General features: G+C 70.9%; 13 protein-coding genes. 7 read left to right on the plus strand and 6 right to left on the minus strand.

Going from position 1 to position 13,002, the window contains the following annotated elements; translation table 11 throughout:
- The first annotated feature begins 108 nt into the window (after window positions 1-108).
- Window positions 109-1,029, plus strand: coding sequence for a hypothetical protein (locus ACFXG1_RS12715; protein WP_384719696.1), 921 nt, complete (start codon window positions 109-111; stop codon window positions 1,027-1,029).
- Between the two features lie 254 nt (window positions 1,030-1,283).
- The gene (locus ACFXG1_RS12720) at window positions 1,284-3,434 is read left to right on the plus strand and encodes a PIG-L family deacetylase (RefSeq protein ID WP_384719694.1); all 2,151 of its coding nucleotides are present in this window, start codon (window positions 1,284-1,286) and stop codon (window positions 3,432-3,434) included.
- Between the two features lie 107 nt (window positions 3,435-3,541).
- Here the strand turns inward: ACFXG1_RS12720 and tuf are convergent, their stop codons facing one another.
- The 6 genes from tuf to ACFXG1_RS12750 form a co-directional block, all read right to left on the minus strand.
- Window positions 3,542-4,735: an elongation factor Tu gene (tuf, locus tag ACFXG1_RS12725; RefSeq protein ID WP_384719254.1), complete on the minus strand. Its 1,194-nt coding sequence runs from the start codon at window positions 4,733-4,735 to the stop codon at window positions 3,542-3,544.
- A gap of 152 nt (window positions 4,736-4,887) precedes the next feature.
- Window positions 4,888-7,014, minus strand: a complete 2,127-nt coding sequence (fusA, locus tag ACFXG1_RS12730; RefSeq protein ID WP_384719256.1) for an elongation factor G — start codon at window positions 7,012-7,014, stop codon at window positions 4,888-4,890.
- A gap of 38 nt (window positions 7,015-7,052) precedes the next feature.
- A complete protein-coding gene (gene rpsG, locus ACFXG1_RS12735) occupies window positions 7,053-7,523 on the minus strand; it encodes a 30S ribosomal protein S7 (RefSeq protein WP_384719258.1) in 471 nt (156 codons plus the stop codon).
- A 2-nt stretch (window positions 7,524-7,525) separates the two neighbouring features.
- Window positions 7,526-7,897 carry a 30S ribosomal protein S12 gene (gene rpsL, locus ACFXG1_RS12740; protein ID WP_003948652.1) on the minus strand — a complete coding sequence of 124 codons (372 nt, stop codon included), beginning with the start codon at window positions 7,895-7,897 and terminating at the stop codon, window positions 7,526-7,528.
- A gap of 530 nt (window positions 7,898-8,427) precedes the next feature.
- Window positions 8,428-9,153: a hypothetical protein gene (locus ACFXG1_RS12745; RefSeq protein WP_384742319.1), complete on the minus strand. Its 726-nt coding sequence runs from the start codon at window positions 9,151-9,153 to the stop codon at window positions 8,428-8,430.
- 293 nt (window positions 9,154-9,446) lie between these two features.
- A complete protein-coding gene (locus ACFXG1_RS12750) occupies window positions 9,447-9,890 on the minus strand; it encodes a helix-turn-helix domain-containing protein (protein WP_384722413.1) in 444 nt (147 codons plus the stop codon).
- Window positions 9,891-10,084: 194 nt separating this feature from the next.
- Here ACFXG1_RS12750 and ACFXG1_RS12755 point away from each other — a divergent pair, with 194 nt between their 5' ends.
- The 5 genes from ACFXG1_RS12755 (at window position 10,085) to ACFXG1_RS12775 (ending at window position 12,852) form a co-directional block, all read left to right on the plus strand.
- On the plus strand, window positions 10,085-10,381 hold the full coding sequence (locus tag ACFXG1_RS12755; RefSeq protein WP_384722416.1) for a WhiB family transcriptional regulator: 297 nt from the start codon (window positions 10,085-10,087) through the stop codon (window positions 10,379-10,381).
- 73 nt (window positions 10,382-10,454) lie between these two features.
- Entirely contained in the window at window positions 10,455-11,117 is a 663-nt protein-coding gene (locus ACFXG1_RS12760; RefSeq protein ID WP_384742321.1) for a hypothetical protein, read from the plus strand.
- Window positions 11,114-11,314, plus strand: a complete 201-nt coding sequence (locus tag ACFXG1_RS12765) for a MerR family transcriptional regulator (protein WP_384742323.1) — start codon at window positions 11,114-11,116, stop codon at window positions 11,312-11,314. Before ACFXG1_RS12760 ends, ACFXG1_RS12765 begins: the two co-directional genes overlap by 4 nt.
- Before the next feature lie 294 nt (window positions 11,315-11,608).
- Window positions 11,609-12,061 (plus strand): hypothetical protein, encoded by a 453-nt coding sequence (locus ACFXG1_RS12770; RefSeq protein WP_384724061.1) that lies wholly within the window; start codon window positions 11,609-11,611, stop codon window positions 12,059-12,061.
- A gap of 188 nt (window positions 12,062-12,249) precedes the next feature.
- Window positions 12,250-12,852, plus strand: coding sequence for a phage tail protein (locus ACFXG1_RS12775; protein WP_384724063.1), 603 nt, complete (start codon window positions 12,250-12,252; stop codon window positions 12,850-12,852).
- Window positions 12,853-13,002 lie beyond the last annotated feature (150 nt).

Raw genomic sequence — 13,002 nt, forward strand, 5'->3', positions numbered from 1 at the left:
CGATTCGACCGGACCGTGCCGTCAACATTGCGAGACCCGATCACCCGTTCGCATGAATATGCAGGATTGAGTATCTTCATGCGATCCAACGGGCCTAGCGTTCCCGTCATGGTCACTTCCTCTCACGAGGCCGCGCACCGGATCTTCCAGGACCGGCCCGAATTGCTCACCCCGGTTTTCCGGGTGCTGGGCGTCCCCCTGCCCGCGAAAACCTCCGTCGAGGTGCTCACGGGCGATGTCACCGAGATCCGGCCGCTGGAGCGGCGGGTCGACAGCCTGTTACGGGTCGAGTCGTCCGACGGCGAGCGGTTTCTGCTGGCCGTGGAGGCGCAGCGGCGCCGCGACCCGGACAAGGCCGCGAGCTGGACGTACTACCTGGCCTATCTCAGGGCGAAGTACGGGATCCCGGCCCTTCTCCTGGTTGTCTGCCACGACCCGGCCACGGCGAAATGGGCGGCCGGGCCGTTCACGACCGGGGTGGAGGGATGGACCGCCCTCAGTACCCGTCCGATGGTCGTGGGGCCGGACAACCTGCCGGTGATCACCAGCCCCCGCGAGGCCCGGCAGAACCTCGCGATGGCCACGCTTTCCGCGCTGACCCACAGCACCCATCCGGAGCTCGACGCCATACTGAAGGCGCTGGCCTCCGCGCTCGGATCCGCCGCCCAGGACGGCGAGTCCGGCGACTACTTCACCGAACTGCTGGAAATCGGTCTGGGAGACACCCCGGCCGGAACTCACTGGAGGAACCTGATGGCAGTAGGCACGTACTTCCCCGGCCGGGGGACGATGATCGAGCGGTCGTTCCTGAAGGGTGTCGCCGAAGGCCGGGCCGAAGAGCGCTCCCGGCTGATCCTCAGCGTCCTGGAGAAGCGCGAGATCCCCATCGCGGACGACCACCGCGCGCGGATCGCCGACTGTGTGGATCTGGAGGTGCTCGACGGCTGGTGGGACCGGGTGCTCACGGTCGACAGCGCCGAGGAGCTGTTCATCGAGGAGATCGCGGAGTCCGACGAGCCCCGGGGCTGACCGCCCGCCCCGCCCCCTTCGCATCCAGCGCCGCGCCGGTCGTGAACCGGCGCGGCGTCGGTGTGTCCGGGGGCGCACTCACACCTCCGGCCCATCCGGGTCGCCGAAAGCCGCCGCCCGAGGCAACCTCGTCGCACGATTATCCGTCTAGATGGTCGCGGAAGCGGCCCGACCAGCCCTTACCGCCCATCCCGGATCGAGTACGCCCACGGGGGCAGCCTGCCCGCTGCCGGAAGCGGACGGAGCGATGACGCATGGCTGTACCCAGCACCCCCACCCCGGAGGCGAACCGGCCGCGGCGGCGTACGGTGGTCGCCGCGCTGACGGCCCTCGCCGGGATCGGGGCGGGCGCCTCGGCCTGTACCGTGCCGCCGGCCCCCGTCTCCGTACCGACCGCCGATCCCGCTCCGGGGATGCCGATAGCGGGTACCCGCCGGGCGCTGCTGATGCAGATCCTCGCCCACCCGGACGACGACCTGTACTTCATGAACCCGGACACCCAGCAGACGCTGGCCGCGGGCACCCCGCTGGTCTGTGTGTACATCACCGCGGGCGAGCACAACGGGGTGAACCGGATACCCGGTGACGAGGAGCCGCCCGTCGCCGACCGGCCCGGCTACTCCTCCGCCCGCCACCAGGGCCTGCGGCAGGCGTACGCCACCCTGCTCGGCGTCGACAAGTTCACCCCGTGGACCCGGGACGTCGTCACCCTCAGCGGCGGTCGGCGGGCCGAGATCAACACCCTCGCCCACGCCGGACGCCGGGTCGAGCTGATCTTCCTCAATCTGCCGATGCACACCCGGCGCCGCCGCAACGCGCTGCCCGGACTGTGGAAGGACCGGGGCGGTATCGGCGTACAGACCGTGGTGGCGAAGGACTCCCCGCTGCGGCACAGCTCCCCGTACACGTACCACGGACTGATCGACGTCCTCGTGGGCCTGATGGAGCGGTACCGGCCGACGGTCGTCCAGACGCTGGACCCGGACCCCGACATCCAGCACAGCGACGAGCGGACCCGGCGCAAGGACTCCGAGCAGCCGGGTTACTCGGACCACGGCGACCACACGGCCGCCGCCTGCTTCAGCTGGGCCGCCATGATCCGCTGGGTGCGGGACGCCACCGAGCGGGACGGCCGGGTGCCGGGCTTCGTGGCGACCGCCTTCCGCGGCTACTACAACCGGCACTGGCCGAAGAACCTGCCGCCCGAGGTGCTGCGGACCAAGGCGTCCCATCTGGTGCCCTACGGCGGCGACCCGGAGTGGGAGTGCGGCAACCCCTCGGGCTGCGGGGACTACGCGGTCGGCGGGGTCCGTCCGCTGCGGAACCGCAAGGGCTGGGTGCGCTCCACCCACCACCGCTACCCGGGACCGCGCCCGGTCGCCGTCGCCGACCGCGACGGGCGGATCGCCGCCTACGGCGTCCTCGGCCTGCGCGTGGTGCGCTGGCGCGAGACCGCGCCCGGCAGCCGTGCCTGGGAGGACCCGGTGGATCTGGGCGGCGGCCCGCTGGCCCCGGCGCTCGGACACACCGTCCTCCCGGACGGGCGGCTGCTGCTGTTCGGGCTGCGGTTCGCCGCGATCGGCGGGCGGCACGCCGAGAACCGGCGCGAGCTGGTCCTGCTGGAGCAGCGGACACCCGGCGGCGGCTTCCACGCCTGGCGGGGGCTCGGCGCCCCCGAGCGCACGGCCGACCGCAGCCGCCGGATCGGGGTGCCCACGGCGGTGACCGGCGGCGACGGCCGGGTACATCTGTTCGTCCGCAACGCCGGCAAGGGCGTCAGCACCCGGGTCCGCGCCGGCGACGGGACCTGGGGCCGCTGGCGCGACCTCGGCGGCGACGCCGAGATCCAGGACGGTCTGTCGGCGGTCACCGACGGCCGGGGCCTGGTCCATGTCTTCGCGGCGGCCCGGGAGGGCGTGGGGCACTGGTCGCAGGAGCGGACCGGCGGCCCGGTGGCGTTCCGGGCGGACGGCGGCGCCCTGCCGACCCCCGGCGACGAGGTGACGGCCGTACCGCTGCCGGACGGCCGGATCGAGCTGTACTACCGCAGGCCCGCGTCGGGCCGGCTGATCTCCGTGACACTCGGCGGGGCGACGGCGGGCGCCGGGGCGCCCACGACGGCCGGCCGGACCGCACCGCCGGTGCGCGCGGTGACGGCGATGGAGGGGTACGGCCCGGTGGGCGCGGCCTCGGTCGCGGGCGCGCGCATCCTGGTGGGGCGGGATCTGCGGGGGCGGATCCAGCTGACGGGACGTACCGGCGGAGTACGGCGGCCGGGCGCCCTCGACTCCCCCGCCCTGGTGGTGGCGGGGGAGACGGTGACGGCGGTGGGGCTGGACGCGGCGGCCCGGCCATGGCTGATGCGCCCGGTGGGCAGGAGTCCCGTACTGGCGGACAAAGGCTAGGGCGTGTCCGCAGGCCATCAGCGACGAAACGGCGGAGAGGCCCCGCACCTTTCGGTGCGGGGCCTCTCCTCGGTGCTCGTTTCGGAGCAACCAGGTCGATCGACGAATTACTTCGTGATCTTGATGACCTGGCCGGCGCCCACGGTCCGGCCACCCTCACGGATGGCGAACTTGAGGCCCTCCTCCATGGCGACGGGCTGGATCAGCTCGACGGTCATGGTGGTGTTGTCGCCCGGCATGACCATCTCGGTGCCCTCGGGGAGGGTCACGACGCCGGTCACGTCCGTGGTACGGAAGTAGAACTGCGGGCGGTAGTTGTTGAAGAACGGGGTGTGACGGCCACCCTCGTCCTTCGACAGGATGTAGGCCTGGGCCTCGAACTCGGTGTGCGGCGTGACCGAACCGGGCTTGATGATGACCTGGCCGCGCTCGACGTCCTCGCGCTTGATGCCACGGAGGAGCAGACCGACGTTCTCACCGGCCTGGCCCTCGTCGAGCAGCTTGCGGAACATCTCGATGCCGGTGACCGTGGTGGTGGTCTTCTCGGTCTTGATACCGACGATGTCGACGGTCTCGTTGACCTTGAGGACGCCACGCTCGATACGACCGGTGACGACGGTGCCACGACCGGTGATCGTGAAGACGTCCTCGATCGGCATGAGGAACGGCTTGTCGACGTCGCGCTCGGGCTGCGGGATGGCCTCGTCGACAGCCTTCATCAGGTTGAGGACGGACTCACCCCACTCCTTGTCGCCCTCGAGGGCCTTGAGCGCGGAGACCTTGACGACCGGAAGGTCGTCGCCCGGGAACTCGTACTCGGAGAGCAGCTCACGGACCTCGAGCTCGACGAGCTCCAGGATCTCCTCGTCGTCCACCATGTCGGCCTTGTTCAGGGCGACCACGATGTACGGAACGCCGACCTGGCGGGCCAGGAGCACGTGCTCCTTGGTCTGCGGCATCGGGCCGTCGGTGGCGGCGACCACGAGGATGGCGCCGTCCATCTGCGCCGCACCGGTGATCATGTTCTTGATGTAGTCCGCGTGACCCGGGCAGTCGACGTGCGCGTAGTGACGCGACTCCGTCTGGTACTCGACGTGCGCGATGGAGATGGTGATTCCGCGCTGACGCTCTTCGGGCGCCTTGTCGATCTGGTCGAAGGCCGAGGCCTCGTTCAGGTCCGGGTACTTGTCGTGCAGCACCTTGGTAATGGCGGCCGTGAGGGTCGTCTTACCGTGGTCGATGTGACCGATGGTGCCGATGTTGACGTGCGGCTTAGTCCGCTCGAACTTCGCCTTCGCCACTGGGGTCCTCCTGTGGAGTGGTTCTGTACGCCTTACTCATCGGCGCCAGGTGATCTTTGCTGGGATACCGGGGCCCGGGGCGTTTCCCACCGGTTGGGCGGGAAATGCCCCGAAGGCTCCGGGAACAAGCCTAAAGCGTGTACTCGGGTGAGTTACTCGCCCTTGGCCTTCGCGATGATCTCCTCGGCGACGTTCCGGGGAACCTCGGCGTAGGAGTCGAACTGCATCGAGTAGCTTGCGCGACCCGAGGTCTTGCTGCGGAGGTCGCCGACGTAGCCGAACATCTCCGACAGCGGCACCAGGCCCTTGACGACCCGGGCACCGGCCCGCTCCTCCATGGCCTGGATCTGGCCACGGCGGGAGTTGATGTCGCCGATGACGTCACCCATGTAGTCCTCGGGCGTGGTGACCTCTACGGCCATCATCGGCTCGAGCAGTACGGGGCTGGCCTTGCGCGCGGCCTCCTTGAAGGCCTGCGAACCGGCGATCTTGAAGGCGAGCTCGGAGGAGTCGACCTCGTGGTAGCCACCGTCGATGAGCGTGACGCGGACGCCCGTCATCTCGTAGCCGGCCAGGATGCCGAACTGCATGGCCTCCTGCGCACCCGAATCCACCGAGGGGATGTACTCCTTGGGGATGCGGCCACCGGTGACCTTGTTCACGAACTCGTACGAGGCGTCGCCGCCCTCGATCGGCTCGATCGCGATCTGCACCTTGGCGAACTGACCGGTACCACCGGTCTGCTTCTTGTGGGTGTAGTCCACGCGCTCGACGGTCTTGCGGATCGTCTCGCGGTACGCGACCTGGGGCTTGCCGACGTTGGCCTCGACCTTGAACTCGCGCCGCATCCGGTCGACCAGCACCTCGAGGTGAAGCTCGCCCATACCGCCGATGACGGTCTGGCCGGTCTCCTCGTTGGTGTGCACCTGGAAGGAGGGGTCCTCCTCCGCGAGACGCTGGATGGCGACACCCAGCTTCTCCTGGTCACCCTTGGACTTGGGCTCGATGGCGACCTCGATGACCGGCGCCGGGAAGTCCATGGACTCCAGGATGACCGGGTTCTTCTCGTCCGCCAGCGTCTCACCGGTGGTGGTCTGCTTCAGGCCCATGACGGCGACGATGTCGCCGGCGCCCACCGACTCGATCTCCTCACGCTTGTTCGCGTGCATACGGTAGATCTTGCCGATGCGCTCCTTGCGGCCCTTCACGGAGTTCAGCACCGCGGTGCCGGACTCCAGACGGCCGGAGTAGACGCGCACGAAGGTGAGCTTGCCGAGGTGCGGGTCGCTCATGATCTTGAACGCCAGCGCCGACAGCGGCTCGTCGTCGGACGGCCTGCGCTTGACGACCAGCTCCGCGTCCTTCACGTCGTGGCCCTCGATGGCCTCGACGTCCAGGGGGGAGGGGAGGAAGCGCACCACGGCGTCGAGCAGGGGCTGGACGCCCTTGTTCTTGAACGCGGTACCGCAGAACACCGGGGTGACCGTGACGCCCTCGGACTTGCCGGAGGCGATGGTGATCCGACGGATCGCCGCGTAGAGCTGCTCCACCGACGGCTCCTCGCCGTTCAGGTACAGCTCCATGAGCTCGTCGTCGTTCTCGGCGACGGTCTCCAGCAGCTTGCCGCGGTACTCCTCGGCAGCCTCGGTGTGGGTGGCCGGGATGTCGACGATGTCGTACATCTCGCCCTTGGTCGCCTCGGCGGACCAGACGAACGCCTTCATGGTGACGAGGTCGACGACGCCCTTGAAGTCGGCCTCGGCACCGATCGGCAGCTGCATCACGATCGGCGTCGCGCCCAGGCGGTCGCTGATCATGTCGACACAGCGGTGGAACTCGGCACCGGTGCGGTCGAGCTTGTTGACGAAGCAGATACGCGGCACGCCGTAGCGGTCCGCCTGACGCCAGACGGTCTCGGACTGCGGCTCGACACCGGCGACACCGTCGAAGACGGTCACGGCGCCGTCGAGGACGCGGAGCGACCGCTCCACCTCGACGGTGAAGTCGACGTGGCCCGGGGTGTCGATGATGTTGATCGTGTGATCGACGTCCTCGAGCGGCCAGTGGCAGGTCGTCGCGGCGGACGTGATCGTGATGCCGCGCTCCTGCTCCTGCTCCATCCAGTCCATCGTGGCAGCGCCGTCGTGGACCTCACCGATCTTGTAGCTCACACCGGTGTAAAACAGGATGCGCTCGGTGGTCGTCGTCTTGCCCGCGTCGATGTGGGCCATGATCCCAATGTTGCGGACCTTGGCCAGGTCAAGCGAAGTGGTGGCCATATGGCTCAGTCTTCTCTCGGTCTCGATGGGGGTAGCGACTACCAGCGGTAGTGCGCGAAGGCCTTGTTGGACTCGGCCATCTTGTGCGTGTCCTCACGCTTCTTGACCGAAGCGCCGAGGCCGTTGGAGGCGTCCAGCAGCTCGTTCATGAGGCGCTCGGTCATGGTCTTCTCGCGGCGGGCGCGGGAGTAGCCGACGACCCAGCGGAGCGCGAGGGTGGAGGCACGACCCGGCTTGACCTCGATCGGCACCTGGTAGGTGGCGCCACCGACACGGCGGGACTTGACCTCGAGAGACGGCTTGACGTTCTCGAGCGCGCGCTTCAGCGTGATGACCGGGTCGGCGTTGGTCTTCTCACGAAGACCCTCCATGGCGCCGTAGACGATCCGCTCGGCGGTGGAGCGCTTGCCGTTCAGCAGGATCTTGTTGATGAGCGACGTCACCAGAGGAGAACCGTAGACCGGGTCGATGATGACCGGGCGCTTCGGGGCGGGGCCCTTACGAGGCATTCTTACTTCTCCTTCTTGGCGCCGTAGCGGCTGCGGGCCTGCTTGCGGTTCTTGACACCCTGGGTGTCAAGGGAGCCGCGGATGATCTTGTAACGAACACCCGGCAGGTCCTTCACACGGCCACCACGCACGAGCACGATGGAGTGCTCCTGCAGGTTGTGTCCCTCACCCGGGATGTAGGCCGTGACCTCGATGCCAGAGGTCAGACGCACACGCGCGACCTTACGCAGGGCCGAGTTCGGCTTCTTCGGGGTGGTCGTGAACACACGCGTGCAGACGCCGCGGCGCTGGGGCGAACCCTCGAGCGCGGGCGTCTTGTTCTTCTCGACCTTGTCCTGCCGGCCCTTCCGGACCAGCTGCTGGATCGTAGGCACTACTTCTCCGGTTTCTGTGTGCCGTTCGTGAAACTAACCTGGAACGTCACCGACCCACGCGGTCGGGTGTGTCGAATACTGCGGGGCTCTCCGCGAGGCGGGGATGGCGCAGATTACGGTGGCCCTTCAGAGGGCTCGTATGCGGCTGAGGACACGCACAAGAGCCCAGGCACACCCCAGGCACAAGGTCTGAGCGTACCTATCGCACGGACTTGGGTCAAAACAAATGCCCACGCGGGGCACGGCCCGGCCGCCCCCGCGATTCGGCCCGTTCGGGCGGCCGGGCGGCCGGGGGCGGGCTCCGGGGCGTCGGTCCGGGCGGCCGGAAAACTCTTGGAAGCGCGTAAACATGGTGATTGCGCGGCCGGGAGGCACGGCGGGCCCGTTCCGTACGAAGGGTACGGAACGGACCGCCCGCCGGGAAGGGGCCGTACGGGGCGCGGGCCCGGGATTCCGGGCCCGCGGGGCCTGCGGGGCACGCGGGGCGCGCGCGGGGCCTGCGGGGCCTTCCGGTCGCCGGTCGCGCGGGGTCAGCCGACGTGGTCGTCCGGCGCGCCGCCGGGGGCGCCGTCCGTCCGGGGGGCCGGGTCACGCGGCGGGCGGCGGGGCGCGGGGAGCTGGGGAATCGTCGGCACCTTCGATTTGCGGCTCTTGGCCACAAAGGCCGGACGCGGCTGCGGCGCCCCCTCGTCGCCCTCGGGCGCGGCCGTCCCCGCGCCCGCCGCCCGGCCGTCCGGGGCGTCGGCCTCTTCGGGCGCGCGGCGCCGAACCTCCTCGTCACCGGGGAAGGCCCCGGCCCGGTCCCGGACGACGCCGCCGTGCGGGTCGCGCAAGTCTCCGCGACCGTGCTCGTCGCGCTGATCGCGGCGGCCGGGAGAGTCGTAGTCGTGGGGGAAGGGTATGACCGCGGCCTGACCGGGCGTACGGCCCACCAGCCGCAGCGGCCTGGCCGCCGCGAGCGCCTCCTCCAGCGCCGGGCCGTACTCGGCCGCGGCCTCCCGCCAGCCCTTGGCGTACGCCTCGATCTCCCTGCGGTCGAGCTCCTCGCACAGCAGGACGGCGATCTCGGCCGGCGCATGGCCTTCGAGGAGCCGTCCCACTAAGGCGAGCAGCCCGGGGAGGCCGTCGTCGGGCGGCGTGCCGGGCAGGGCCGGGCCGCTCGGGTGGCGGGGGTGCGTCGGCACCGACGGCACCGACGGCGGCGACACCGACGGGGGCCCTGTCACCTCGCCCGCCGGTCCCTCGTGCTCGGACATACGCGCTCCCCGCCCCGTCCTTCACTGACCACCCGCCCGTATGCCGTCCGGCGGGAACGCCCCCGACGACGCCCCTCGGCCGACTCCGCCCCCCGACCGGGCGGGCGGCCTGCGTAAACACGGGGGAACAGACGGTGACAGTTTACTGATGGTGATGTTTCCGGCCGTTGAGCGGTGGGGTGCCGGGGAAGGCGCGCGCGGCTCCGGGGGACGTGCGGACGGCGTCCCCCGGAGAGCCGCGCGGGGTGCGGGACACCGGTGCGCGCCCTTGGTGACGAGCGCACGCCGTGGGGTCAGTCCTTGGCGAGAGGCGCGCGCCGGGACGGCGCGGGCGGCGGCAGGAACTGTCCCGCCACCCGGATGAACATCTCCCGCTGATCGGGCGGTACGCCGAGCCTGGCGGCGGCCTCCTCCAGCGTCAGCCGCCGGTGTTCCGCCCCGGCCGCCGCGCCGGGGTCGGGGGACTGCGGCAGCGGCAGATCCTCCTCGGTCAGCCGGCCCGAGCGGATGAGCATGTCCCGGACCGGTACGTCGAGGACGTGGGCGAGGCGGCGGGTGGTCTCCAGATCGGGCATCGACTGCCGCTGGAGCAGCCGGGTGATCGCGGCGCGATGCACTCCGGCCTCGTCGGCCAGTCGTGACTTCCCGCCACCGCGCGGGCTGTCGATGTCGTACCCGCGGCGGCGGATGAGGTCTTCGATCCAGGTGGCGAACGGTTCCAGGCCACTGGCGGTCATCTCGGTCGCCTCCCTCCGAAGCGGCCCTCAGGGTATCGCGCTTGCGCGCAAGGAATTACGTGATTGCGCACCCGGTCGCCCTGGCGCCACCGGGCGAGAGCGCGAAGCGACCTCGAAATTAGTTGCGTGTGCGCTCGCAACGTGCCACCGTGCGGAGGCGCAACGATTTGCCCGAGGAGCCAGGAGGCGTCCGTATGCCCGTACCCGATTCCACCGCTCCCCCGCGCTGGCGCACCGCCGCCGCCTGCGCGGGACTGCCCCCGCAGATCATCTTCGCCCGGCGCGAGGAAGTGGCCCGACCAGCGCTGGAAGCCTGCCGCCGGTGTCCGGTGGTCCGCCGCTGCGAGGAGTCCGTGGCCCCGGCGGAGAGCTACTTCGACGGCGTCAGCGCCGGACGGCTGTGGCGCAACGGACGGCTGGTGCGACTACGCGGCGATTACGTTGCGAGGGCGCGCGTTACTTCGGGTCCCGCCGCCGCCGTGGGGGCGTAGGCGATTTCTGCCGGGCGCGCATTCACTTCTCCTTACCCAGACGTACGCCGAGTCAACGCACCCGGAGCACGAGATGTACACGCACGCACAGGAGGCACCGTTGAATCCGGCCACCCACGACGCAGCCGTCTGGATCGAGACGCTCCATCGCCGCTTCCCCGAGCTGCTGGCCGAGCTGGCCCCCCGCAATCGCTCCCCGTCGGCGCCGAGCGGCGCGGGGCGTTCGGCGCCCGGCCGGCCGTCGGCGCCGCTGCGACTCCATGTCTCCGACGCCGTACGCGACATCACCGACGGGGTCGTCGAACTGGACGAGGCCGTCCACGACCGGCTCCGCATCGGCCGCCCCCGGCATGCCCGGGTACCGCAGCGGCTGGCGCGGATCGCCGGGCTGCTCGGCGAGATCGACGCCCACCCCGACCTCGCCGGGCACGTCCGCGACGAGGCCCGCCGGATGGTCCGCCGCTGCGGGCGGGCGCTCGGCGACCCGGAGCCGGTGGTCCGGGTCGAGGGGCGCTGCCCGTGGTGCGATTCGGTGTCGCTGCGGGCCTTCCCCGACCGGCGCGCCGTCCTCTGCGTCAACCCGGGCTGCCGCTGCGGTACGGAGGGATGCCCGTGCGCCACCGACCCGGCGCACCGCCATCTCTGGCCCGAGGGCGACACCGGCGCACCGCCCGGCACGGACTGGCCGGCGCTCGCGGCGGCCATGGACGCGGCGGCGGAAGGCGCCCGCCGATGAGCCCGGCACCGGCGCCCGCCGCCGTACCCCTGATCACCGGTGCGCTCGCCGCGACGGAGGCCGGGGTCGCCCCCGCGACCATCCGCAAGTGGGTACAGCTGGGCCGACTGGCCCCGGCGGCACGCCGGGGCCGGGCCGGGCTCTACCGGCTGGAGGACGTCTTCGCCGCCGAACGCGCGACGCGCCGCCGCCACTGACACCGACCGCCGGATCACCCAGGGGGCGGCTACTCCGAAAGGAGTGGCCGCCCTTTCTTTGTGCGCGCTCGCACGAACTGGTTGCGCTCTCGCGCGCTCTCGATCACAATGGAGGCAGCGGCGGAGCCGTGCCCGCATCCCTCCGGATCCCTCCCGGGCACGGCTCCGCCGCTTCCTACTGCCGGTTCCCGCCGGGACGGCCCGCGAACGACCTGGTTCAGCGGGGCCGCGCGGATCCGCGCCGACTCTCGGGGCCGATCCGGCCGTCCGCGTACGAACAGGAGTGATGCCCCGATGACCACACCGCCCCCGCTCTCACCGATCCCGACGTCCTTCCCCGATGTGGAGGACATCGTCGTCGACTTCCTCAGCGACGCCCACAGCGGACTGGGGCCGAACGTCCACGTCGGCCAGTCCCCGCCCGCCGGGTTCAACGGGACCCAGGCGGCGGTGCTCGTCTCCCGTCGCGGCGGCGCCTGGGTCGAGGACCTCCAGGTCGACGAGCCGATGATCGAGCTGGAGGTGTACGGCGCCACCAAGGCGGCGGCCCACCTCCTCGCCAACCGGGCGCGCGGCGTCCTGCTCCCGCTCCGGAGCAAGGAGATCGGGCCGGCCGCCCCCGGCGGGATCACCACGGTGGTCACGGATGTGGCCGAGCTGGACGGGCCGCGCTGGCAGCCGGACTTCATCCACGCGGGCGCCAATCGCTACATCTGCGTGATCCGCTTCACCCTCCGGGTCCGCTGACCCGCCCCTCCCCCCTCCCCCGCGGCTCCGAGCCGCCCCCGCAGACCGGGCCCCGCCCTCCCCAGGACGGGGCCTTTGCCGTGCCCACGGCAGCCCGCCCCGGGCGGTCACGACCGGCCCCGGGCACCCACCACCGCACCACCGCACCACCCACACCCACACCCACACCCACACCCAAGGAGCCCTCTATGGCAGGCAATTCGTCCGAGATCCGCGTCGCCGGTACCGGCCGCGTCCTCGTCGGCGCGGTCGGCGCGGCGGCGCCCACCACGTTCTCCGCCAACCCCGCGGCGGACTGGAGCGCCGCGTGGACGGACCTCGGCTACACCACCACCGACGGCGTGACCTTCGCCAAGAAGGACAAGCTCGACCCGGTGGAGACCTGGCAGGCGATCAGCCCGGCCCGGTTCGTCTACTCGGACCGCGATCTGACGCTGAAGTTCGCGATGCTCCAGTTCAACGAGAACACGCTGCCCTTCTTCATCGGCGGGTCGAAGAGCGACGTCAAGCCGGTCGGTACGAATACCGGGGTCTACAGCATCGACATCCCGGACGGCCCGACCTTCGACGAGCGGGCCCTGGGCCTGGAGTTCACCGACGGGAAGGAGATCACCTACCGCTTCGTCATCCCCCGCGGCCAGGTGACGACCGCCGACGACGTGAAGCTGGCCCGCAAGTCGGCCGCGTCGCTGGGCGTCACCTTCACCGCCCTCTCCCCCGGCACGACCGGGCCGCTGGCCACCTTCTACATGAAGGACCCGGCGTACGCGGCCCCGCCGGTCACCCCGTAACACCCCGCACGGGGCGGGGCGGGGCCCCCGCCCGGGCCCCCCCCCCCCCCCACCCCCCCCCCCACCCCCCCCCCCCCCCCCCGCGGAACCCCAAGCGGAAACCCGCCCCCGGGAGAAAAAAACCCCCCCCGCGGGCGGGGGGTATTAAAA

The organism is Streptomyces sp. NPDC059248 (assembly GCF_042753905.1).
Taxonomy (GTDB): Bacteria; Actinomycetota; Actinomycetes; order Streptomycetales; family Streptomycetaceae; genus Streptomyces.